19 protein-coding genes, 1 tRNA gene and 1 pseudogene are annotated in these 24213 nt (G+C 55.8%); 11 read left to right on the forward strand and 10 right to left on the reverse strand.

The features are described from left to right. Nucleotides 1-134 precede the first annotated feature (134 nt). Entirely contained in the window at nt 135-4853 is a 4719-nt protein-coding gene (locus F1002_RS19645) for an AAA domain-containing protein (RefSeq protein ID WP_223879699.1), read from the forward strand. A 226-nt stretch (nt 4854-5079) separates the two neighbouring features. Here the strand turns inward: F1002_RS19645 and F1002_RS19650 are convergent, their stop codons facing one another. Beyond that, entirely contained in the window at nt 5080-6516 is a 1437-nt protein-coding gene (locus F1002_RS19650; RefSeq protein WP_150430749.1) for a site-specific integrase, read from the reverse strand. A gap of 335 nt (nt 6517-6851) precedes the next feature. Between F1002_RS19650 and F1002_RS19655 the strand changes: the two genes are divergently transcribed. From F1002_RS19655 to rpoS, 5 genes are read left to right on the forward strand one after another with little or no spacing between them, the layout of a single operon-like run. Beyond that, nucleotides 6852-7166: an H-NS family nucleoid-associated regulatory protein gene (locus F1002_RS19655; RefSeq protein ID WP_150430750.1), complete on the forward strand. Its 315-nt coding sequence runs from the start codon at nt 6852-6854 to the stop codon at nt 7164-7166. Nucleotides 7167-7169: 3 nt separating this feature from the next. Further along, complete coding sequence (gene surE / locus F1002_RS19660) at nt 7170-7910, forward strand: 5'/3'-nucleotidase SurE (RefSeq protein WP_150430751.1); 741 nt, start codon at nt 7170-7172, stop codon at nt 7908-7910. Between the two features lie 26 nt (nt 7911-7936). Further along, a complete protein-coding gene (locus tag F1002_RS19665; protein WP_150430752.1) occupies nt 7937-8569 on the forward strand; it encodes a protein-L-isoaspartate(D-aspartate) O-methyltransferase in 633 nt (210 codons plus the stop codon). Continuing rightward, the gene (locus F1002_RS19670; RefSeq protein WP_150430753.1) at nt 8566-9486 is read left to right on the forward strand and encodes a peptidoglycan DD-metalloendopeptidase family protein; all 921 of its coding nucleotides are present in this window, start codon (nt 8566-8568) and stop codon (nt 9484-9486) included. Before F1002_RS19665 ends, F1002_RS19670 begins: the two co-directional genes overlap by 4 nt. Then, the gene (gene rpoS / locus F1002_RS19675) at nt 9483-10415 is read left to right on the forward strand and encodes an RNA polymerase sigma factor RpoS (protein WP_150430754.1); all 933 of its coding nucleotides are present in this window, start codon (nt 9483-9485) and stop codon (nt 10413-10415) included. The genes F1002_RS19670 and rpoS overlap by 4 nt, the downstream gene beginning before the upstream one ends. Here rpoS and mltB read toward each other — a convergent pair. Genes mltB through F1002_RS19695 form a run of 4 tightly spaced genes read right to left on the reverse strand, consistent with a single transcriptional unit; the run spans nt 10378 to nt 15262 of the window. After that, nucleotides 10378-11424 carry a lytic murein transglycosylase B gene (gene mltB / locus F1002_RS19680; protein ID WP_150430755.1) on the reverse strand — a complete coding sequence of 349 codons (1047 nt, stop codon included), beginning with the start codon at nt 11422-11424 and terminating at the stop codon, nt 10378-10380. The genes rpoS and mltB overlap by 38 nt on opposite strands. After that, nucleotides 11421-13361 carry a DUF3488 and transglutaminase-like domain-containing protein gene (locus tag F1002_RS19685; protein ID WP_150430756.1) on the reverse strand — a complete coding sequence of 647 codons (1941 nt, stop codon included), beginning with the start codon at nt 13359-13361 and terminating at the stop codon, nt 11421-11423. The genes mltB and F1002_RS19685 overlap by 4 nt, the downstream gene beginning before the upstream one ends. Further along, a complete protein-coding gene (locus F1002_RS19690; protein WP_191090480.1) occupies nt 13358-14311 on the reverse strand; it encodes a DUF58 domain-containing protein in 954 nt (317 codons plus the stop codon). Before F1002_RS19690 ends, F1002_RS19685 begins: the two co-directional genes overlap by 4 nt. Before the next feature lie 3 nt (nt 14312-14314). After that, entirely contained in the window at nt 14315-15262 is a 948-nt protein-coding gene (locus F1002_RS19695) for a MoxR family ATPase (protein ID WP_150430757.1), read from the reverse strand. A gap of 120 nt (nt 15263-15382) precedes the next feature. Between F1002_RS19695 and F1002_RS19700 the strand changes: the two genes are divergently transcribed. The 3 genes from F1002_RS19700 to F1002_RS19710 all read left to right on the forward strand — a co-directional run bounded on the left by F1002_RS19700 (nt 15383) and on the right by F1002_RS19710 (nt 17761). Continuing rightward, complete coding sequence (locus F1002_RS19700) at nt 15383-16309, forward strand: histone deacetylase family protein (protein ID WP_150430758.1); 927 nt, start codon at nt 15383-15385, stop codon at nt 16307-16309. Nucleotides 16310-16392: 83 nt separating this feature from the next. After that, nucleotides 16393-17613: an aspartate kinase gene (locus F1002_RS19705; RefSeq protein WP_150430759.1), complete on the forward strand. Its 1221-nt coding sequence runs from the start codon at nt 16393-16395 to the stop codon at nt 17611-17613. Nucleotides 17614-17668: 55 nt separating this feature from the next. Then, nucleotides 17669-17761, forward strand: a tRNA-Ser gene (locus tag F1002_RS19710). A 277-nt stretch (nt 17762-18038) separates the two neighbouring features. Here F1002_RS19710 and F1002_RS19715 read toward each other — a convergent pair. From F1002_RS19715 to F1002_RS21095, 3 genes are all read right to left on the reverse strand, one after another. Further along, entirely contained in the window at nt 18039-18509 is a 471-nt protein-coding gene (locus F1002_RS19715) for a hypothetical protein (RefSeq protein ID WP_150430760.1), read from the reverse strand. 872 nt (nt 18510-19381) lie between these two features. Next, complete coding sequence (locus F1002_RS19720) at nt 19382-19801, reverse strand: DUF1376 domain-containing protein (protein WP_150430761.1); 420 nt, start codon at nt 19799-19801, stop codon at nt 19382-19384. Further along, the gene (locus F1002_RS21095; protein ID WP_191090481.1) at nt 19798-19971 is read right to left on the reverse strand and encodes a hypothetical protein; all 174 of its coding nucleotides are present in this window, start codon (nt 19969-19971) and stop codon (nt 19798-19800) included. Before F1002_RS21095 ends, F1002_RS19720 begins: the two co-directional genes overlap by 4 nt. A gap of 455 nt (nt 19972-20426) precedes the next feature. On the opposite strand from F1002_RS21095, the gene F1002_RS19725 reads away from it, so the two are divergent. Further along, entirely contained in the window at nt 20427-21170 is a 744-nt protein-coding gene (locus F1002_RS19725) for a hypothetical protein (protein WP_150430762.1), read from the forward strand. A 237-nt stretch (nt 21171-21407) separates the two neighbouring features. Here F1002_RS19725 and F1002_RS19730 read toward each other — a convergent pair. Next, a pseudogene (locus tag F1002_RS19730) lies at nt 21408-21965 on the reverse strand (recombinase family protein); the annotation flags it as partial. 883 nt (nt 21966-22848) lie between these two features. Between F1002_RS19730 and F1002_RS19735 the strand changes: the two are divergent. Further along, nucleotides 22849-23406, forward strand: a complete 558-nt coding sequence (locus F1002_RS19735; protein WP_191090482.1) for a hypothetical protein — start codon at nt 22849-22851, stop codon at nt 23404-23406. On the opposite strand, the gene F1002_RS19740 is transcribed toward F1002_RS19735, so the two are convergent. Further along, nucleotides 23384-24213: tyrosine-type recombinase/integrase (locus F1002_RS19740; RefSeq protein WP_150430764.1), on the reverse strand; the 830-nt coding region annotated here is incomplete at its 5' end. The two genes, F1002_RS19735 and F1002_RS19740, sit on opposite strands and share 23 nt — an antisense overlap.

Genomic DNA, 24213 nt, shown 5'->3' on the forward strand with positions numbered 1-24213 from the left:
AAATTGGACGTAAACCGGCTCTGATAGGCGGATTCGGTGTCATGCCGTGACTTTTGTGAGATAGACTTACTCGTTCGGCATGAGCAGCCAGCCTATCAGGCAGATTCACAGAAAACAAAGACAAAGGAAGCAACTTGGAAATCGAAATTTGGGACGGCGGTCTTCAAGAACAAGAGATTGAGGCAATCAAAAAAATCGGGGCGGCGTTCTCTGATGCCCAGCCTGATGACAAGTCCCAAGCAAGAGGCGGTTCACTTCGAGATCAGCTTCAAAACAAGCTCGGGCGCAACGGCATGTTCCCGTGGAAAGGGTATGCCGGATTCAGGTTTGTCGATTCGAAGGGCAAGGAAGGTGAGTTTGATCTGGTGATCGTGACTCACTGTAATGTCATCATCGTAGAATTGAAGGACTGGAACCATGCCCCCATCACGGCAAATGGCGACATTTGGTTCAAAGGCGACAAGAACATGGGGCGGTCGCCTGTTAGCGTCACGAGAAGTAAGCAATACACGCTCGCTAACAAACTAAAAAAGCTTAGTCAGAGATTTACAAACAAGGGATTCACCCCGTTTGTTGAATACTTCGTGGTGATGACGGGGAATGCTGATTTCAGTCAGCTTCCCGAGGTCGAACTTCGCCATACGATGTCCCTGAAGGACTTTCTCAAGTTTGCAGACAAGGGGGCTTTCGAAAAGCACTTTCGCCCCCATCCCGCCGCAAAAGTGCTAAATCAAGATTTTCCGATATTTGACGAATTGTTCCTGAATGGCAACACGGCACCGAAAGCCCTGAAAATTGGTGGGTACACGGCGGTCGAAGAGGTTTTCCAACATCCGAACTCTGTTTACAAAGAGTATTTGGCAAGTTCTGAGATATCCAAGGGTACCGAAGCATTGCTGCGAGTATGGAACTTCAAGAAGCTCGATGGCAACAAGGCAATAACCTCACAGGGCAGGGCTGAAATCGTGTCCCGCGAGAGGGAGGTGTTGCAGTTCATCAACCACCAGAATCGCGACCTGTACAACCACTGTCTTCGCTCATTGACCAGTTTCGAAAAGGATGAGGTTACATCCCAGTACAGTGAGGTATATGAACTGCCGCCTGGACATGTGCGGTTCAATGAATTCGTGGGCAAGTACGGTCAGTCGTTTAATCAGACCGATCGACTGAACCTCACGAAGCTACTGATTGCGAAGTTTGCTGACCTGCATGGCATCAAGATTGCCCATCGCGACATTGCTGACCACAGCCTGTGGCTGTCGCCGTCCAAGGAAATTGCGCTCTCCAACTTCATCTCCGCTTACCACCAGCCAATTGGTACGGTTGGCGATTATCGGAGCAGCCTTTCGGTGGGGGCTGTTGAAGTTAAAGAGATGCTGGACGATGCATCAATAACCCCGTTTCAGAAGGACGTTCATGCCCTCGGACTTGTCTCATGGCATCTCCTAACTGCACAGAGAATGTCTCCGAAGAGCTTGGAGAACATTCAGAACGAGATACTTTCAAGCAGCGAATGGTACGCAGGGGTTCTTCTTGAAGCAGTGGCAGGGCAATTCAAGGATGCATCGGCATTCTTTGATGCTTTGAAGAGGGCAGAACCGCAAGGCGAGTCGATACCGACTTTCGATGACACGGAACTTGAAGCATATCGTCATTCGATAAACCACATGCGGCAGTTCCCCGATCCTGGTGAGTTTCTTGTCTCGACCGATGACAAAGAGGTCTATGTTTCGGAAGGCAAGCTGGTTAAAGCTTGGTTGAATGTCGGTGGCAAAGGGGATGATTCGGTAAGCAATTTCCGTGTCCTTGCTTTTTTGAAGCGAATGGACAAGTTGGCAGCAGTGAATCCTACCTACCTGCCACGCATTCATGAGTACGGACTGGCTTCGAGGTCGGGCAGCATGTATTTGGTGACCGACGTTGTTGATGGAACGACGTGGGCGGACGCTGACATTGATGATGCGGACAAACTAGGGGTAATCGAGAAGCTGACAGATGCCGTCGAGCATCTTCATGGACTCGGCATTTCGCATGGCGACCTTCACCCTGGCAATGTGATGCTGGGGAGGGAAAGCGGGAATGTGTATCTGGTAGATATTCCTGACTTTTCCCACAACACCGCCGAATCCAAAAATCATCGGTATAGCCCCGAGAATATCGACGGAAGCTCATCCGAACAGCGTGACATCTTTGCTGTACTCCGTATGTCTTGCGAGTTGCTCGGATTGGAGTGGGGAGAGGAGTCCAATGCCTATCCAAGAATTTCGGAGGTTGTTCAGTCGGAACTGAACGATCTGGCGTTTGGTTTCAGGGATTTGGGTCGGTTCAAAAAAGCTTTGACGACCGAAGACGAAGTGCAGGCACAGCAATTCGTCGAAATAACACACACCAATGTTAGTGAGCCGATTACGATTTTGCCCGACAACGGGCATCTTTATGTCAAGGTGGAGGCGCCGAAGCCTGGCAAGACTGATTTCTCGGTGACTTTTTCTGGCATTGGGGGTTCGTTTGTCGCCTTCTACGACAAGGAGCAGCGATGCTTTGTCGGAGCGTTAGCCCCCCGAATCAGACCTGATGTTCATTTCAGGGTGGCGGAAGAGAGCCAATTCGAAATCAGTTCGGCAATTCGCATCAAACCAGGACGACCGGCACAATTTTCAGGCTTGTCGGAGCATCTTCGCGATGATGACGCCTTCCATCGTGCTATCGAGATGCTCCAGATGGTTCCGCCCGAAATTGATGAATCGGTATTGAGCCAGCAACTCAAAGACGTTTTTCAGAGGGCGGAAGCTTCCATTGGAGAAGATCACTCTGAAATTACGGTCGATATTTCGACACAGGCACTTTGGCGGGCAATCCTCGCCACGGAGACTGAGTCAAGCCCGAATATCGAATTGAGTGGTGTCTCATTCAAGCCGTCGGACTCTGAATCCGAACTGGTGCTTCCTTATGAAGCAGACATCGACCCCTTGGGAACATTCGCAAGCACGGATGAAGTCGAGGCTCTACTCATTGACCAGGATGGTGCGGAAAAAGTCATTGGGGAGGTCTTCCTCAAAAAATCAGCGTTGAACGAAGTCCGCCTGAACAAGGTGCGCAGTTCAGCATATGGTCTTAAAGATGGCGATTCCGTGTTCTTCAGGACCAAACAGGACAGAGCTTCATACCGCAAGCGGAAAGCTGCTCTTGAAAGGCTGCTTGATAGGGAAGGGGTATTGCCTGAACTCCTCGATTTGTTCGACCCAGCCTGCAATAAGGATGCAACCCCCTATAACATTGCCGTTACTGACAAGGACTTCGCGAGATACGACCGCGAAGACCTGCACGGGAACAAGATTAGCCTTAATGAGCAGCAGCGGGAGGCTTTCACCAAACTCCTGAACTACGGTCCTCTGTCGCTTTTGCAGGGACCGCCTGGAACAGGGAAGACGGAATTCATCGCCGCATTCGTCCACTTTCTCGTTGAAAAACTGAACGTGCGAAGAATCCTGCTGGTCAGCCAGTCTCACGAAGCGGTCAATACGGCTGCTGAGCGGATAAGAAAGCACTGTGGAAGGTTGGGGACTACGCTTGAGGTCGTCAGATTCAGCAACCGAGAAGGTGCGGTTTCGCATGGTCTGAAAGACGTGTATTCCCACGCCATCACCGCAGAAAAGCGCGAGTTGTTCAATGCAGAATACCGCTACCGAGTTGAGGCACTGTCGGATGCTCTAGGTCTCGACGCCGAATTCATCTCCAAGGTCGTCGACGCTGAGTTGAAGCTGTTCAAGCAAATTGACCATCTCGAATTTCTCCTCAAGAGCTTCGAAAACGTTGACGACGAGGGTGATATCAAAGCCCTGAAACCGATCGCCGTTGAACTGGATGAAGGCATCCGAACCAAACTTTACACGGACTACGGAATCACGCTCTCGAAGGAAAGCTCCGTTTCAGAAGCGAAATCCATCCTGCTCTCAAATATCTGTTCCGAGTATGGAGTCCGTCCAAATGAAGCCAAAAGGGTTCGGGCGTTGGCTCGTATATCCCGTGACATCCAGGATGCACTGTCGGCTGAGAGGGTCAATATCGACGAGTTTTATGCTCGTTCAAGACAACTGGTAACAGGTACCTGTGTCGGTATCGGGCAAGGACACATTGGCATTCACGACAACATCTACGATTTTGTAATCATTGATGAGGCGGCTCGTTCAATCGCGAGCGAACTGGCGATCGCAATGCAGTCCGCAAAACGCGTTCTTCTGGTCGGCGACCATTTGCAACTGCCCCCCTTGTATTCCGACGCTCACAAGTCTGCACTGGCTCGCCGACTCGGTATCAACGACAAGCACACCGAACTTGATGAAGTGCTGCGAAGCGACTTTGCTCGTGCCTTCAATTCGGAATATGGAAAGCAGGCGAGTGCCACACTGTTAACCCAGTATCGGATGGCTCCTCCCATCGGCAATCTGGTTTCCCATACCTTCTACGACGGCAAACTGAATAATGGGGGTCGGGCAATTCCCGATATCTATGCGGGTGCTCCGAGTCCGCTTCGCTCTACCGTGACATGGCTAGACACATCATCGCTTGGCGAACATGCGAATCACCAGAGCGACCGTGGCGTCAGTATTTACAACCGTTGCGAGGCAGAACAGGTCATTGATCTGCTTAAGCAGATTTCGGAAAGCGGACAATTCCTGAACGACCTTTCAGACCTCAAGGACAAGGATGATGCGCTGATCGGTGTCATCTGCATGTATGCCGAACAAAAGCGGCTGATACGCCAGAAGTTCAACCAGGGTACCCTGTCAGCTTTCCCGTCGGATTCATCAGTGCAGAGAAGGACGTGGTCTCTTCCGTCGGTCGGATTTTGAAGTCTTATATTGAGGGGACCTCGGGGTTTGAACAACCGAATGACTGTGGGGTGATTTCTAGGATTGGACGGGGCGAATAGGCCCACGTTTAGTGGGCTTCCAATCGCCAGCGGAAGACTTCGACATGGAGCAGCAGGCGTGTCCGGAGTTTTGTATAAAGCTGCCATTGGCCGCTCTTCTGCAGAATGGCAGCAAAGCAACCTCCCGATGTTAGCGTTCGGTCTATCTATGCTGTGGGTGCAGTTTCCAGCGACGGTTTGCGGCGCTGACGTAGTGTTTTGGCCCCTGGTGAGGCGGTGTTTTTGCGAGCCTCGGGTGATTGCTTGGAGGGCGGGGTGTCGTCGGTGGTGGAGTTTGCAGTGCTCACATGGAGCGTCACTAGGCGAGTCAAGTGCTTACCAAGGGCCTTCCAGGCTGCCTGCATTTCGTGCTCGTATGTATGCCGTTGGTAAACGCGCTTTGTCCGATTCTCTTCGATATGGTTCAGGCAGTGCTCAACGACGTCGGGTAGCACATGTAGCTGGGTCATCATTGTGGCGCCAGTTCTCCTTAAGTCATGAGGTCCCCATTTGCCACCTGGTAGCACCAAGGCCGACGTAGATTTGCATCGCCGTTTCATCGGCTCGCTGCTACGTTGCCTATCGCCTAGCTGCTTGGTAATCGACTTGCTTGAGAGTGCTTTCTTGGGATCTCTGCCTGGGTAAACCCAGGCGATATTGGGATTGCTAAGTGCTTTCACCTTACGGAAGTGCTCCACGGCGAAGTCCGAGAGGTAGATTTCGTGAGGTTTGCCATTCTTGGTTTCAGGTATGCGCCAGCGTTGGTTATCAAGATCAATGTCAGCCCATTTCGCATTCGACAACTCCCCGATACGGCAGAGTGTTGCAAGAACAATCCAGACCGCAGCCTCTGTTTGTGGCATCAGTCTTGCCTTGGGCAATTGGTGGCGCAGCGTTTGAATTTCGGCGCGGCTCAGAACGCGCTCACGTTCCGTGTCCGGACCGCCGATCTTGACCTTTCGGATGCTGGCGGTCGGGTCGGCTTCAATGTAGTCTCGATCGACCGCAAACCGGAACATCTGCCGCACTAAAGAAAATACAACTTTGGCCATCCGGTTTACACCTCTTGCAAGCAGAGGATCAGTGACCAGTGTGATATGACCTTTCTTGACGTCCGTGACAGGCAGGGAGCCTAGCTTCGGCAGCACATCTTTCTCAAACATGCGCCGGACCTCTTTCCCTCCATCTTTGCGGCGTACAAGATCGACGTCGTTCCAATGCTCGAATAGTCCTTGGACGGTGAGCCTCGTCTGCTGGGCGACAATTTCGTCAAGGCGCTTCTGTTGTTTTTCTATTTCTTCTAACTGGTCGACTTTGGTCTTGAGCCGTTCTGCTTTGCGGCGTTCGGTTGGATCGGACCCATCGTCAACCTCGACTTTCAGCCGGTCTCGTTCGGAGCGGATTGATGCGAGAGAAAGTTTTGGCCAAGCGCCGACAGCGATTTGCTTCACCTTGCCGTCGAAGCGGTAGCGCCAATCGAAGTAGACCGACACCCCGCTGGTGCCGCAGCGTACCGACCCGATCAGGCCACCATCTTCGCGAAGTTTCTTGCCGTGGTCCTTGGTGCCGAGTGCCTCAAGTTCCTTGACGGTCAGCTTACTCATGCTTGCCTCCTTGCCCGGGGGAGGTCAGTGGGTTAAAATTCCCCCCACATTTCCCCCCACAACTTTGCCGGATGTGGTTGGATTGTATGAGACGATGCTGGAATGGTAAAGGCCTTTTTCTACATACAAAACAATGTGTTGTCTTGGTTTTTGGGATGCCGTTGGATGCTCTGGGATGCACTTTTACCCTCATGGGGTGCAAGGGGTCGCGAGTTCGAATCCCGCCGCCCCGACCAAATTAATCAACCGGCCTTGGCCGGTTTTTTAATTTATGGCATTGAAAAACATATCAGGACAAATTAAATTATTACTGTAATTTAATTAAGGAGGTAATCATGGATTTGTCCAGTTTGAGTGTTTCACAATTGCGCGATTTGCAGCAACAGATTCCGGCTGAAATAAAACGCCGCGAAGCCCAAGAAAAAGTAAATGTCTTGAATGAATTGCGTGCTTTCGCAAAAGCCCGTGGTTATGCCATTGAGGAATTGCTGGCCAAGGAAACCAAAGTCAAGGTTGCGGGAAATAAGGTCAAGGTCAAATACCGCCACCCGGAAAATGCGGAACTGGAATGGACCGGCCGTGGCCGCAAGCCGAAATGGATTGAGGCATGGGTTGCGGGCGGAAATACCCTGGAAAGCCTTTTGGTTTGACTTATGCGCATTCTGCTGAGTAACGACGACGGTTATTTCGCGCCAGGGCTTATCGCTCTGGCCGAGGCCCTGAGCGATCTGGGCGATGTGGTGGTCGTGGCGCCTGAGCAGAATCGCAGCGGCGCCAGCAATTCGCTGACGCTTGATCGGCCGTTGAGTTTGAAGAAAGCCCCGGGCGGATTTTATTTCGTCAATGGCACGCCGACGGATTGCGTCCATTTGGCGGTTACCGGCATGCTGGAAATGATGCCGGATATTATTGTTTCCGGAATCAATCTAGGTGCCAACATGGGCGACGATACGATTTATTCCGGTACGGTTGCCGCAGCAACTGAGGGATATCTGCTTGGTATTCCATCCATTGCGATTTCCCTGACCAGTTTTGAAGGGAAAAATTTTGCTGCGGCGGGGCGGGTGGCACGTGAATTGGTCGAGCGCCATCTGCGCCAGCCGTTGCGGGAACCGGTATTATTGAATGTGAATATTCCGGATATTCCTTATTCTGAATTGAATGGCTTTGAAGTTACCCGCCTCGGGCGGCGTCACAAGGCTGAGCCAGTTGTCAAAACGATTTCTCCGCGTAATGAAACGCTTTATTGGATCGGTGCCGCCGGGGCTGCTGCAGATGCCGGGCCGGGAACCGATTTCAATGCGGTTGAGCGCGGTTTTGTGTCGATTACGCCTTTGCAGATCGATCTGACGCATTCGGTTCAAGTCCCCTCCATCATTCAGTGGATGAAGTGAGTTAACTGGTGTTGCACGGCATTGGAATGACTTCGCAGCGCACGCGGGCGCGCATGATTGAACGCCTGCGCGAAAAGGGAATTCGCAACGAGGCCGTCCTGAAGGCCATGGCTGCGGTGCCGCGACACGTGTTCGTCGAGGAGGCGCTGGCGTCGCGTGCCTATGAAGACACGGCATTGCCGCTTGGCATGGGGCAGACCATCTCGCAGCCCTATGTGGTTGCCCGTATGATCGAATTGTTGCTCAACGGCCGGAAAACCCTTGGCAAGACGCTGGAGATCGGTGCCGGTTGCGGGTATCAGGCCGCTGTCCTCGCTCAGTTGACCAACGAGGTCTATGCGGTTGAGCGTTTGGGGCCGTTGCTGGAGAAGGCCAAGGCTCATATGCGGACCTTGCAGCAGTTCAACGTTCGCCTCAAGCATGCGGATGGGCAGTTTGGGTTGCCCGAGGCAGGGCCGTTCGACAGCATCATTGTCGCCGCTGCAGGTGCACAGGTGCCGCCGGCGCTGCTGCAGCAATTGGCACCGGATGGGCGTCTGGTCTTGCCAGTAGGGGCCGGTGAGCAGTATCTTAGTTTCATTGAGCACACAACGCAGGGCTATATCGAAACCCGTCTCGATGCCGTGCGTTTCGTCCCGCTATTGTCAGGAACACAATGATTCGTTTTTTTGCTGCCGTTATTCCGACTGTATTGCTGACCGGTTGTCTATCCCAGCAGCCGGCACCCACCGTGGATCGTGCGGGTACGGCGGCGACCCGCTCGACCGCTGCCACACAGCCGCTTGGCCCGGGCTACTACACTGTCAAGCGGGGGGATACCTTGTATCGTATTGCGCTTGATCATGGGCAGGATCATCGCGATATTGCCGCCTGGAACAATATTGCCAACCCTTCCGCCATCAAGGAGGGGCAGGTGCTCAGGGTCGTTCCGCCGGGGGCTGCGGAGCCGGCTGACGGGGCCGTGAGCAAGCCGATCGCCACGGCTTCCGGTGTCGAGACGCGGTCGCTGGATCAGCCAGCACCATCGGTGGCTGCCAGTTCGGGCGCCTTGAAACGGGAGCCGCGAGTTGGCAAGGAGCCCTATTCCGATGAAGCCTATGCTCGCCTGAACAAGCCCGCCGAGACATCCAAACCAGTCGAAGCCAAGCCCGAGCCGAAGCCTGAGGCACCGCCGCCGGTTGCTGCTCCAGCGCCAGCATCGGGGCCGGACGATGTGGCCTGGATGTGGCCGAGTACGGCCAAGGTGTCGGCGCAGTACAGCGACTCCGGCAACAAGGGCCTGGATTTTGCAGGCAGGGCAGGCGACCCGGTTCTCGCGGCAGGCGACGGCAAGGTGGTTTATGCCGGAAGCGGTTTGCGGGGCTTCGGGGAACTGGTTATCGTCAAGCACAACGCAACCTTCCTGTCGGCCTATGCCCATAATCGCAAGATTCTGGTCAAGGAGGGGCAGCAGGTTACTCGAGGCCAGAAAATCGCGGAAATGGGAAATACCGATTCCGATTCGGTCAAGCTCCATTTCGAAATCCGCAAGCAGGGCAAACCGGTCGATCCTTCGGCGTATCTCCCGAAACGATGACGAGTGAGAGCGGCGACAACATCGAGGGAGATTTCGAGGGGCAACCCGATGAATCCCTGTTGCCGCCGGAGCCGGAGGTCGCGACCCCGGAAATCGAGCTGCTCGAGGATGTCACACAGCTTTATCTGACCGAAATCGGCGCCAAGCCCTTGCTGACCCCGGAAGAGGAATTGGCGACCTCGCGGTTGGTGCGCCAGGGGGATTTTGCTGCCCGCCAGCGGATGATCGAGCATAACCTGCGGCTGGTCGTGAATATTGCCAAGCATTACCTGAATCGCGGCATCCCCCTGCTCGACCTGGTCGAGGAGGGCAATCTCGGGCTGATCCACGCACTTGAGAAATTCGACCCGGAACGTGGTTTCCGCTTTTCGACCTATGCCACATGGTGGATACGCCAGAATATCGAGCGCGGCATCATGAACCAGTCGCGGACCATTCGGCTGCCGGTCCATATCGTCAAGGAAATCAACGTTGTGCTCCGTGCCATGCGGCATCTGGAGTCCGAGGACAAGCGCGAGTCGACGGTGGAGCGCGTCGCGGCGTTGATCGACCGGCCGGTCGACGATGTACGCCGTATCCTGTCGCTCAACGAACACATCGCGTCGCTCGATGCGCCGCTGGAAATCGATCCCAACCATACGATAGGCGAGAACATCGCCGACGATAGCGGTGCCGATCCGGAGTCATTGCTGCAGGTCAGCGAAATCGGCTCCTTGGTCGATGAGTGGTTGGGGCAGCTTTCGGAGCGTCAGCGCTCGGTGATCGAGCGCCGCTACGGTTTGAACGGGGCCGACGTGGCGACGCTGGATGCCATTGCCACCGACCTCGGACTGACCCGCGAACGGGTCCGTCAAATCCAGATCGAGGGGCTGGATCGCCTGCGCAAGATCATCAAGCGCGGCAATATCTCCCGCGATTCTCTGCTGTAGCCGGCAACTGGGCACACAGCCGGTTGCGGATTTCCTCGCCCAGCTGGAAAACCGACATCGCATAGAAAGTCGATCGGTTGTAGCGGGTGATCACGTAAAAATTCTCGAAACCCAGCCAATATTCGGTTTCCTTGTTGGGCGAGACCAGATCGATCAGGGCGACCGTGCCTTGCGGATCCGTATCGGCACGAATGCCGTGGGCTGCCAGGTCGCCAGCCTTCAGGCTGGGGCGGATACCGGCCTGGATCAGCGCCTGATCGGGCGTGCCATTCGTTGCGGCGGGTACGGCGATGGCCTGTCCGGCTTGCCAGCCATGTTGCTCGAGAAAGCGGCCGACGCTACCGATGGCATCGTCGACGCTGTTGCCGAGATCGACGCGCTGGTCGCCATCGAAGTCGACGGCATAGCGGCGCTGGCTGCCCGGCATGAATTGCGGGATCCCGATGGCGCCAGCAAAAGAGCCCTTCACGGCAAGCGGGTCGAGGCCGTTTTCGCGGGAGAGGAGCAGGAATTGCTCAAGTTCGGTGCGGAAAAACTCGGCGCGTGGCGGGTATTTGAAGGCGAGCGTGGCCAGCGCTTCGAGGACACGGAAGCCACCGGTGTTGCGGCCATATTCCGTCTCGACGCCGATGATCGAGACGATGATTTCCGGCGGCACGCCGTAGAGGGCGCTGGCCTTGACGAGCTGGGCCTCGTTTTCCTGCCAGAAACGCACGCCACCATCGATGCGGCGGTCGTTCAGAAAGCGTGGGCGGTAACGTTCCCACGAGCGTTGCAGCGGCGAGCTGGGCGGCTTGATCAGTTGCAAAACCTTCGCATTCGGGCGGGTCTGCGCAAACAGGGAAAGCAGCGTGTCGGCATTGAAACCGTGGCGCTGTTCCAGATCGCGGGCGAAGTCGATGACAGCCGGTTCGTCGGCAAAGCTGGCGGCCGGCGTGCCGGCGTGGCCCTGTAGTGCTGTCGACACGAGGGCCAGGGCTGCCAGGGTATTCTTGAGTTTGAGATTCATCGTCGGAGTCGCGCGATGGCCTCGCGCAGCGGGGTCAGGTTGTCGTTGGCGTCGTCGTAGCGGACCCGAAGGTAGGCATCAACGACATTCTGGAAAGGTTCACCCAGCGCCGGGTGTTGTTCCCGTACACGCTGCGCCAATGCCATCGGCGTTTCCCAGGGCGCGCAGTGTACCTGTCTTCGGGCCAGTTGGCGCAGGGCTTTTTGCCAGAGCCGTAGGGCCGGGTCGAGTCGCGGTCGCTGATAGAGTGTCCACGCCGTCATGGCCGCAACGAGCAGGCTGCAGGCAATGCCCAGCAGCGTTGCCAAGCTGCGCCAGTCGGTTTCGGGGAGGCCGAGGCGGGAGAGAAGTTCGCGCTGGCGTTGCGGATCATAGCCGAGGATGTGTTGATTCCAGGCGTTATTGACCGCTTCCCAGCGATAACGCAGGTTGCGCAGCCAGTCGGTGCGCAGCTGGACGAGGGCTGGCAGGGGTTCGTCGAAAGCCAGGGCGTCGACAATGCCGGTTTCAATGCGGGCCGGCGAGACCGATGCAGTCGGATCGACGCGCAGCCAGCCCTGATCATCCAGCCAGACTTCTGCCCAGGCATGGGCATCGGATTGCCGGATAACCAGATGGCTATCGAGCGGGTTGAATTCACCGCCCTGATAGCCGGTAACGACGCGAGCCGGGATGCCGGCTGCTCGCATCAGGAAGACAAAGGCGCCGGCGTAGTGTTCGCAGAAACCGCGTCGGGTCGTGAACAGAAATTCATCGATACCGTTTTGGCCGAGGAGGGGCGGTTGTAAGGTGTAGGTGAATTCGGCGGCAAACAGGTCTTGCGCTTTGCGGATGATCTCCTTCGGCCCACCACTTGTTTGCCGCCAGCCCAGTGCCAGGGCGCGGGCCTTCGGGTTCGATTCCCGGGGCGTGGACAGGTTGCGCTGCAGGGTTCGCGAATCCTCGGCAACATTGAAACGATAGTCCAGGCTGGCGGCAAGCTGGAAACGCTGCCGTTCGGTGGCTGGCTGGCGCTGGGTGGCCGCGAGGGTGGCATTCAGCAACAGACCCTCGGGCAGATGGACGGGGGCATCCAGGGCCAGGATCCAGCGTTGGTTGTGCGGTTCCAGCGTCAGTTCGTAGCGTACCGGAGGCGACAGTTTGTCCAGCGCGGCCGGGGTGCCTTGGCCGATGTGTGGCCGCCAGGTCGTGCCGTCGAAATTCTCCAGCACCGGGCCGCGCCAATAGAGCTTGTGCCTTGCCGGCAGCGTGTCGACGAAGCGGGCTCGGAATGCGATGTCGGCACTTTGTGCCAGGCGGGAGATGCTGCCGGGCGACATGGTGTCGGACAGGCCGGTCATGCCTGCATGCGCATCCGAGGGGAGTCCCCAGAGCGGGCCGGATATCCGGGGGAACAGAAGATAGAGGACCAGCATGAACGGAACGGCCTGCAGGCAGAGCCTCGCTGCGTAACGCAGGCTCATGCTCCTGGTGCTCGATGCGCCCCCGTGCAGGCGGATCAGGGTGGCCGTCAGCAACCAGAGCGCCAACAGCAGCCAGATACCGGTCGGGATGCTCTGGGAGTAGAGGTAGTGAGTGAGCAGCAGGAAGTAACCGAGCACGATGACGACCATGGCATCTCGTCGCGACTTCAGTTCGAGCAGTTTCATCGCCATGAAAAGCACCAGCATGGCGACGCCGGCATCGCGTCCGAACAAGGTGCGAAACTCGATCAGAATGCCGCCACAGCCGGCGATGACGAGCAGGATCAGCGGCCAGCGGCCGGGCAGGCGCTCGTTCTTCCACCACAAGCCTACTGCCCAGCCCAGCAACAACAGGCTTGCAGCGCTCAACCAGTAAGCCTGATGCGCAGCGTGCGGTAGCGCCGTGGCTATCGCACATGCAAACAGCCAGGGCGTCGCTTGCCGGTCGAGCGCTTCCTCGGCGCGCGTGCTCATGACGGAAACAGGGCCAGTGCCTCGAGGCAACGCTGGCAGTGCCGGCTGCCACGCTCTGGCGGCAGGGAGAGGTGGGGGAGGCGAAGTCCGTAAGCATTGCCTGCCGCCTCGGCGGCGAGTATCCATCCGGTCAGTATGCCGAGGCGCACTTCGTCCGACAGTTCAGGTGCCGTGTGTTGCCACTCGAAAACCAGTTTGCTCTGGGTGCCGCCCGCGAATGTCTTGATCAGCAGCGGCGCTTCGCCGGCATGGCGGGCACTGGCCTTCCATGCGACGTGCCGTGGCGAGTCGGCAGGCTGTCTTTCGCGAAATCCGGAAAAATCCTCCTGCCCGCCGTCGCCATGCCGGTCGCCGCCCCAATCGCTGCTGCCTGCCAACGGCAAGGGGGCGTCAATGGGTTTCGGGTAGACCAGACATTGCATCTCGGGTTGAAGATAGGACCAGGCGGTAAACAACCCGAGCGGATAGCGGGTTGTCAGGCGTACCCGCGGCAAGGCCAGCCAGCCTCGTCGAGGCGCTGGCAGCGGTACGCGAACCCGGGCCTTGCCAAGGCTGTCGACGGCCGCTCCGACGGGGAATGCTGCATCGGCGGCCAGTTCAAGCGCCAGGCGAGGGGCCGTCCGGTCATTGTCGAGCGAGAGTGGAAAAAATGCGATCTCGCCGGCAAATACGGGTTCGCAACGTCCCGGCGTGATCGTCAGGCCGAACAGGTTGCGAAAGGTGTGGATCATCCCGACGATGCCGAGTCCGGCCAGCAGGAAAACCAGGGCGTGACCCAGCGCCAGGTTGTAGTTGATGGCGCCGAGCAGCATGACGACCAGGGCCAGCGCGAAGAGCAGGCCGCCGCGCGAAGGGACGATGAAAATGCGCCGCTGGCCGAGTCGCAGCGGCCCCGTTCCATCGCTCTTCCAGCGAAAAAGTAGTTGCTTGAGAGATGGCGCGATTTTCACGGATCAGGGAATCGCCACGCTGCGAATCAGCCGGCCGATGTCTTCCATTTGGGCCTGGCCACCGGCCTGCGCCGTACGCAGGCGATGGCGGGCCACTGCCGGCAGCACGGCTTGCACGTCATCCGGAATCACGATCTCTCGGCCATCCAGCCAGGCCCAGGCGCGGGCGGCCGACAGCAATGCCAGTCCGGCGCGGGGCGACAGGCCGTGCTGGAAAGCCGGGTCGTGACGTGTCGCATCGACCAGCGCCTGAATATAGTCGATGAGCGGGGATGCCGCATGAAGCTTGGCGATGGCCTGCTGAATGGCTGGCAATTCGGCCGGCGAAATCCGGCTGGACAGTGCTTCCGCCCGATTGCGCTGGCTGCCAGTGGCGAGCAACTCCCTTTCGGCGCTACGGTCCGGGTAGCCCAGTTCGATACGCATCAGGAAGCGGTCGAGTTGGGATTCGGGCAAGGGAAATGTGCCGATCTGGTGGGTCGGGTTCTGCGTGGCGATGACAAAGAATGGCCGCGGTAACGGGCGGGTCTGACCCTCGGCGGTGACCTGGCCTTCTTCCATGGCTTCGAGCAGGGCGCTCTGGGTTTTCGGCGTGGCGCGATTGATCTCGTCGGCCAGCACCAGTTGCGCGAAGACCGGCCCGGGCAGGAACCGGAACTCGCTCTTGTCGCGTTCGAAGATCGATACGCCGGTAATGTCAGCCGGCAGCAAATCGCTGGTGAACTGGATGCGCGAGAATTGCAGCCCGAGCAGGCGTGCCAGCGTGTGAGCCAGCGTCGTCTTGCCCATGCCGGGCAAATCTTCGATCAGGAGATGGCCGCCGGCGAGCAGGCAGGAGAGGGCCAGCCTTATCTCGGTGTGCTTGCCGAGAATGATTTGTCCGGCATCGTTCAGTATCTTGTCGAAGGGCTGGGGAGGGCCGGGGAGAGCCGAAATTTTGCTTTTTAGCATCATCGATGTCCGTCGTTGCAGCGTTACACGATTCTAATGCTTGAAGCAGCCGATATATTGGGACGATAATGACATTTCGACGTGCGCCTCTTCGTGCGCCGGTTCGCAGAGAGAGAACAAGTGACGACCACTGCCTTCATCACCCATCGTGACTGTCAGCTGCACGATATGGGATCGCATCACCCGGAATGCCCGCAACGTCTCACCGCCATCAATGACCACCTGATTGCTCAGGGTATCGATGCCTACTTCGTCTATTACGACGCACCGCTGGCAACTTTCGAACAGCTGTTGCGCGTCCATCCGGCTTCGCACTTGGAGCGCATCAAGCGTGCTTCTCCCGAAATGGGCGTTGTGCATCTTGATCCCGATACCGCCATGAATCCGCATACCTGGCAAGCGGCGCTACGTTCTGCCGGAGCCGGATGCCTTGCTGTGGATCTCGTCATGAAGGGCGAGATCGAGAATGCGTTCTGCTCGGTTCGCCCGCCGGGCCATCATTGCGAAAAGTCCACGCCGATGGGCTTTTGCTTCTTCAACAACATTGGTGTCGCAGCGATGCATGCCATCAAGGCCCATGGCCTGGAGCGCGTTGCCATCATCGACTTCGATGTGCACCACGGCAACGGGACCGAAGACTGCTTTGCCGGTGACGAACGGGTACTGATGTGCAGCATTTTCCAGCATCCGTTCTACCCGTATAGCGGAACCGACAAGCCGGCGGCCAATATGTGCAACGTGCCGCTGGCGGCAGGGAGCGGCGGAGAGGAATTCCGCGACGCCGTCATGCAGGTGTGGACGCCGCGCCTGCGCGAATTCAAACCGCAGATGATCTTCATTTCCGCCGGCTTCGATGCCCATTATGAGGATGATATGGGTGGGCTCAAGCTGTTCGAAAAGGACTATGCCTGGGTGACCGACCATCTCAAGAAACTGGCCGCCGAAATGTGCGACAAGCGCATCGTTGCCATGCTCGAAGGCGGTTACGTGATGACTTCGCTGGCCCGTAGCGTCGGCGCGCATCTGCGCTCACTGGCCGATCTCTAAGCGCTAAAGCCTTTAGGAAAAGGGCAGGCTGGGTTAAAATCCAGCCTCTTTTTTATGTTTGCAACGTTTAACCGGATAAATCCATGGCGTTGATTGTTCAAAAATACGGCGGCACGTCGGTCGGCAACCCCGAACGCATCAAGAACGTTGCCAAGCGCGTAGCCAAGTTCCACGCGCAGGGCCACCAGGTCGTGGTGGTCGTTTCCGCAATGAGCGGCGAAACCAACAAGCTGATTGCACTGGCCAAGGAAATTCAGGCCAATCCAGACCCGCGCGAGCTGGACCAGATTTGCTCCACCGGCGAACAGGTCACCATCGGCCTGCTGTCGATGGCACTGAAATCTGTTGGTGTCCCGGCCCGCAGCTACACCGGCGGCCAGGTCAAGGTTCTGACTGACAGCACCTTCACCAAGGCACGCATCCTGTCGATCGACGAAAGCAACATGCGCCGCGATCTGGACGAGGGTAAGGTTGTCGTCGTTGCCGGCTTCCAGGGCGTCGATGCCGACGGCAACATCACCACGCTCGGCCGTGGCGGTTCTGACACTTCCGGCGTTGCGCTGGCGGCTGCACTGAAGGCCGACGAGTGCCAGATCTACACCGATGTCGATGGCGTCTACACGACCGATCCGCGCGTCGTGCCGGAAGCCAAGAAGCTCGATACCATCACCTTCGAGGAAATGCTGGAAATGGCCAGCCTCGGCTCCAAGGTGCTGCAGATTCGCTCCGTCGAATTCGCCGGCAAGTACAAGGTCAAACTGCGCGTTCTCTCCAGCTTCCAGGACGAAGGGGAAGGGACGCTGATCACTGTTGAGGAAGACAAGAACATGGAACAACCGATCATCTCCGGTATCGCCTTCAATCGCGACGAAGCCAAGCTGACCATGCTCGGCGTTCCGGATACCCCGGGCATCGCCTATCAAATTCTCGGTGCCATTGCCGACGCCAACATCGACGTCGACATGATCATCCAGAACGTCGGCCATGACGGTACGACCGATTTCTCCTTCACGGTCAATCGCGGCGATTTCGCCAAGGCTCAGGGCCTCCTGGAAACCGTCAAGGCCAAGCTCGGTGCCCGTGAGATCACCGGCGACAACAAAATCTGCAAGGTTTCGGCCGTCGGCGTCGGCATGCGCTCCCACCCGGGCGTCGCCTCCAAGATGTTCAAGGCACTGGCTGACGAAGGCATCAATATCCAGATGATTTCGACCTCCGAGATCAAGATTTCCGTCGTTCTCGACGAGAAATATCTGGAGCTGGCTGTCCGCGTCCTGCACCGTACCTTCGGTCTGGATCAGTAAGGTTTGACCAAAAGGCGCGGAATGGCTATCATCCGCGCCTCGTTGTAGCGGGACTGGAGACGTGGCCGAGAGGTCGAAGGCACTCCCCTGCTAAGGGAGCATGCGGGCAAAACCTGCATCGAGGGTTCGAATCCCTCCGTCTCCGCCAGTACCTGCAACGATGCATAAAGCCCTGATTATTAAGGGCTTTTTGCTTTTTTGGGTTTGGTTGTTTACCACTAGTGCTTACCACATCCTCGATTTCGTCAGAATCAGCCCATTCCAAATAGCCGGAATAACCACTTTGGCGATATTCGTGTCACGGAAGGTATAAGCGAAAATAGACAGATACTGACGCACGCTCACAGGAAACGTGCCAGCTTTGCGAAAAAAGCCCGTAGATACCGAAGTGAATCGATATGTACGGGCTTTGGTGTTGCTGATGGTTAGAAGCCGTTCAGGCCGATGCAGTATTTGTGCGGATCAATCCGATTCTCGAAGCTAGGCAGCAGGATCGGGCGAACGTCACAGCGATTCTTGCCAGCCTTCATTACGCAGACGGCGATCGAGTAGGCATTGGAGTAGATAGCCAAATCGTCCGTCTCAAAGATGTCCCGAACGCCTTTGCCGTGAGTCTCCCTGAAGACCTTGGTAGGGTATCCGGTAAGGACTTCGCAGACCATGCTCTTCAGGTGTCGTTCCTGCTCAAGTGACTTAGGAATAACCTCGCCACGGCTCAACTTACCGGCCTTGGCTTTGTCACCGTTGTGCTTCCTGAGGTAAGCAGTCGCCGCCTTGTCGTTTTCCATGATCAATGAGACACGAAGCAGAATACGTACCGCCAGCTTCAGGGCTAACTCTTCCATGTCTAGAAAGTAGCAGCGGATGTCTTCAGCCTGAGGTGTGCTGACCATCATGGCAATGTGGGCGGCAATGTTTCGACTCAGGTCATAGTGAACGCGAGGACGACCCTTTGCACCCTTGGTGAGTTTTACGGAAATCTCCGTATAAAGATCAGGACGGTTTTTAACGGTTTGATGTAAGCATCGGCCCAATCGTTAAATCTTCCGTGGGGCTTGCCGAGCCGTCCCCAGAGCTTCCGAGCGTCAAGGTAGGGAGTGGATCGATCGTCGGAAAACGGAAGCACTCGACGGACGCGGATCATTCGCTGGGCTTGCTCTTCGGTAAAGCCGCAAGTGATTGCGAGGTGGGCTGGGCAGTTGCTAGGGCTGTGACGCACGGATGCGCCGGTACGGGTATTGGTCATTTTGGTAGCTTTCGGATCGGTAATACCCGCGTGAAGTCCCATCCATGCCAGCCACCAGCACCCGCTACTATGGGGGACTGACATGGCGACACACGGGCTTTACGAATCGGGCTGGTTGGTTGGATTGCTCTGTGTAGCGGTGGACGTGGCAGGGATGCCTAGAGTGAGCGTGTGGGTGCTGCTATGAGGTCGGTTGGTAATATGGATGCTGCGTTGACCTGAGGGGGCTTGCTGCTTGGGTCTGGCTAGGGAAGACAGAATCCTGCGCGGCAGGGAAGACATCAAAGTTGAGGCTTCATTTCTGTTTCGCCGCAGGTAACTTTGGTACTTCAACAAAGTGGGATTGCCGGTTGATGGAAGCGATAGCAAGGTGTGCTGAAGGTTTACAACTACCATCAGTTACCAGATTGAGGTCGCCAAGATTTTTCTCTTGCTGTCTTTCTGGTTATTTATTTCTCTATCGCATAGCACATGCACATGCACATGCACTGCCACTGCACAGCACTGGCAAGTTATGGCAGATTAAAAATCTGCTGAGTCGTCTGGGGCGGTGCTACGGGCTTGATTCGCTGCCCGGCTCTCCTCCTTCCGTTCAGGTGCTACCTTACTGTAACGTGCCTTGGCCTTTTCCGATTGCGCCCGGCTATTCTCTGCAACCTCCTCAAGCTGAATGTCGAGGCGTTCGTTACGGTTGCCGGGGAAGAACTCCTCTAGAACCTCCTGAAGGATTTGCTCATCTTCCGGAGTGCTGGCGCCGATCAGGCGTCTCAATCTGACCGGGTTGTCGGGAAGTTGGCACCCTTGAGTCCAGTACAAGTTGAGCAATCGAGCGTACATCCCAACGTGAGCGGTAGGGAGGCCGGTAGTGTCAGCAAGGAATGCCCCAGCATCCATCTTGAACCACGACAGGCGGTCGGATTTCTTGCGGGGGGGGGCGGTCATGCTGCCACCTCGTTCTGTACCTTGTGCTGGGCAAGGACGATTGCCAGCGCTTGACTATTGGTCAGCTTGATGTGGTGCTGCTGCCCGTATTGGCGCTGGAACTGCTTCAGGTGGTCGAACGTTGCCATCGGCAAGGCGAAGTTGCGGAATACGCACTTTTGATTCTGCATCTGACTTCCTTCTACAAATGAAAACGGCCACCTGCGGATTACCGGAGATGGCCTATTGGGTTACAAGGGAATGGTGGGGGTGCCATTACTATGGTGTGCAAGAAAGTGCAGAAGCCACAGAATCGCCACCTAGCTAGCGGCTGTGTCTTTTGGCTCTTCTCCTATGGGATGGGTTAATCGCAGAGGGGCTACCGCCGCCCTCTGGTGGATAACTTCGTATTCTGGCCAGGGCGGTAACAATAAGCCGAGAAAACCGCTCCAGAGCCCACTCCGGGCACCTTAGGCGACGTTCGTTTGATGGGGGCGGAACACTCATAGAATGACTCACGGTCTAGAGCGGTGGCCATACACAGAGCGATGCCATGTAGCCGTTGCCAACATCGCCACATCATTGCATTATTCGGAATCCCCTGCGGTGCAAGGGTTTTCGAGTTTTCACAATCATCGGGATGTAAATGAAAAGACTATTTGCTTGCTTACTGCTTCTGTTATGTGCCGTACTGAGCGGCTGTGCCACAAACAATGTCACCCCGCCGCTTCATTTTGCAGTTCTCGTGGATTCCATCGCTGCTGAAAATAGGGGAGTTCCGAAAACCTACGTTATCGGCTCAGGTGACAATAAGATTTCCAGTGGAGATTTGCACTTCAGAGAGTATGCAGAGCAAGTCGAGAAGGCATTGGCTGTTAACGGCTATGTCAAAGCAGCCAGTCCTGACGATGCAGCAATACTGATCGCTCTCGTTTATGGGATCAGCGATCCGAAAGACACCACGTCATCCTATGCAATGCCTGTATTCGGCCAAACAGGCGTAGCCGCCTCGAATACCTACGGGAGAATAGGGGCGGGAGGCACTTTCTCGGCGACAACGACCAATACTCCTTCTTTCGGTGTGACTGGATATGTCCCGATTACAGAGAACCAGACCACTTACACCCGTTACTTTGTGGCAACTGCCTTCGACATAAACGCCTCCAAGGCTAGCGGCAAGGATACTCAACTTTGGAAAACTACTGTCACCAGTAGTGGAAGCAGCGGAGATTTGCGGTACGTATTTCCGTATATGGTCTATGCCACTCAGCCGTATCTGGGTAGCAATACTGGAAAAAAAATCGAAGTAAAAGTCATGGGCGATGCGCCCGGAGTCGCTCAATACCGTCCGGCAACGCAACCGGTAGTAACATCCGTCGCCACGAAATAACAGTTTGGCATTCAATCAATCGCTGCAAGGTGGATCGAGAAGCACCTACTCGCTCCCCTCGCCACCTTGCGGCCATTGAAGTTCACCGCCCATATCAGATTTGGTCGCGCAGCTTCTTCTCGAAGAGTCTCGCGAAGTCGAGAAACCCAACGATCTGGATCAAGACCACAACCGCTGCGCTGATTCCGACAAAGATTTCCATGATGCCCTCTTCGGCTCTTGTACTATGGGTTGGGTTTGTTGTCGGCTCAAGTACGAGTAGAGCGTTTCGCGGCTGATAGCGAACTCACGCGCTAGGGCTGCTTTCTTCTCACCGGCAGCGGCCCTTCTGCGTAGCTCTTGGGCCTGTTCTTCGGTCATCTTCTTCTTGCCGCCCTTGTAGGCACCTGCAGCCTTGGCAAGCGCTATGCCTTCACGCTGCCGCTCAAGGATGATTGAACGCTCGAACTCTGCGACGGCCCCCAGCATGGACAGCAGAAGGTTGGCCATAGGTGAATCATCCCCAGTAAAGGTCAGTTCTTCCTTGTGTGATTTGACGACGACACCACGTCCGGTCAGTTCCTTGATGATTTTGCGGAGGTCATCCAAGTTACGGGCCAGGCGATCAAAGCTGTGGACGTGCAGCGTGTCGCCCTTCCGAAGGTGCTTGAAACATGCGTCAAGTTGGGGGCGGGAAGTGTCCTTGCCACTAGCCCTGTCCTCGAAGATTTCATCGAGTGTTACACCGTCAAGCTGACGCGCAGTGTTCTGGACGAGGGTGCTGACTCGAAGGTAGCCGACGTTTTGACCTGACATGATGCTCTCCTGTTGAATGATGTGTCAGGACAAAGTCTGAGAAGCTGTATCGATAGTGTCAAGTTGGATTTTATCCGACTTCGATTGGACACATATTCTGTCAGATTCAGGTGTGGTGTCAGGCTATACCCTGAGTGGGCAATCCGCGCTTTCCCTTGTGCGGCAAAGGTCGATACAATTCGTGCCCCGATTAAAAAGACATGAAAGGAAGTTAATGCGAGTTCTTGCTCTCGGTATGGTGTGTCTAGCCTCCGTTTTGGTGGCAGCTTGTGCTACACCTAAACGCGAGATGACAAGAGATGAAATAGGGGCTGTCCATAAGGCTTCTGGGCCTTATCTCAGGTGCGTAAAGGAAAAAGCACTTGCAACAAGTAGTGGTAGTGATGACGTAAAGCTCATTGTTGACACGGCTATGTACAACTGCGACGACAACCTTTCTGCAGTCAGACAAAAATTAGCTGAGTTCGGGCAAACGGACGAGGTATACGTCTCTTCTTGGCTTCGGATGCTGAAACGAGACATCAGTGGATGGGTTACAGAAGATGTCTTGAAAGCAAAGGCGCGAAGTAAATCCTGAACTGGCTGGTAGTCGCAAAGCTTTGCGAAGATGAGTGGCATTGGACTGGTACTAAACGAGCTGTCGTGCGTTGTCCCCCACTGTCGGAAAAAAGAGTGTGCAGTACCTACTAAGGCTACGACGGTGTACGGGGGGAGGTTGCACTCTGTTCGAATCAAGGTGCCACTTCAGATTTTTCCGGAAAATCCAAAATGACCATCTTCTCGAATCGCGAAAACCCCTGCTGCTGAATCATCTTCGTCTGTCTTGAATTGCGCCTAGCATATACAATCCACCTCCCCGCAATCATTCCCACGGTATTGGCTGATGAAGTGCCTTCGAAAATATAGCGTGATTGGATGTCTGGTCTTGGTTGTCGCTGGCGTTTCTGCATGTGCGCCTGTATCAGCCAAGCGATTCACCGTGGATCGTCAGTCGATCTCAAAGCCGATTGTCGTGGGCAACATTACGGTTGCTCCCTTCAAAGAGGCTCCTTACGTTGACGACAACTGCCGTGCGGCTGGAAAAATCACGCCACCAGACCGAGCAACTTTTGAATCGTATATTCAGCAAGCACTGGCTGATGAAATAAAACGTGCGGGTTTGGTAGACGAGAAAGCACCAAAGGTGATCTTGATGGGGGAGGTGAAGGCGTTGGTGTTTACCTCTACCAGTACCTTCTCAGATGCATGGTGGATTATGAAAATCAAGGTGACCTCGTCGAACGGGAAAATACTTGAGACGGCTGAAAAGTACGACTTCGCCACGTCATTTGGTGCCTACAAAGCTTGTCAGGAAGCTGCTGATGCGTATGTCCCGGCCGTGAAAAAGCTGGTGGCAAAGATGGTCGGTTCGCCTGATTTCACGCCGCTACTGGCTCAGTAACTGCTGGCTGCGTTTGTTTTGGGAAAGGGTAGCGCACAAGTTCAAGCGCCCCTTTCTTCACCGGCGATGTCGCTCCACCGGAGTACAGTCCGTAGGTGATCCGGGGTTTTTCATGGCCGACAATATCAGCGGCTAGGTTTTCACTTATGCCCGCGTTCTTTAACAAAGTAACAACGGTCTTCCGAATGGAGTGGAATACTTTCTTGCTCGGAAAACCGAGTGAAGCCTTCAGCCGACCAAAGCGTTTTCCGATGGCGTTTGATCTGTCGCCGTACTTGTTGAACGTCAGGCCACTCAACAGGTAATCATCAGCACTGTTTTCTTTCAGGCGTTTTATCACGGGGACAAGCAGCGAATGCACTGGCACCTCCCGAATGCCAGCCTCTGTCTTGCTGTCGGTGATCTTCAGGACTTCCGTGGTGCAGTCGTTTAACTTCAGGGCGCAGAGTTCTTCAATCCGTGCACCGGAGTACATCCCTAGTCGGATCAGGTCGGCTAGTTGATGGTCTTCCTTCTCTACGGCAGCATCAAGCAGGGTGACCACTTCCGCTGGATCAAAGGGAGTCCATCCGTCACCACCTTTGGCTTTTCCATTGTTGCGCTTGGCAAATGAGGGGAGGGTGAGCGGTTGTCTCTCCGGATCGGCCTTTCCGATTTCCTGAAGGTAACTCCAGAAGCTACGGCTGAACTTGAAAATCGGTTCAAGCGAAGAGGTTGTGTAGGGTTTTCGCTCAGAGTTTGTGAATCTTTCGTTCGCAGAACCGATTAGACGCGCGAGCGGGGTTAACACCTTTTTGCTGGGCGCGA

The organism is Dechloromonas sp. CZR5 (assembly GCF_008711155.1).
Classification (GTDB): domain Bacteria; phylum Pseudomonadota; class Gammaproteobacteria; order Burkholderiales; family Rhodocyclaceae; genus Azonexus.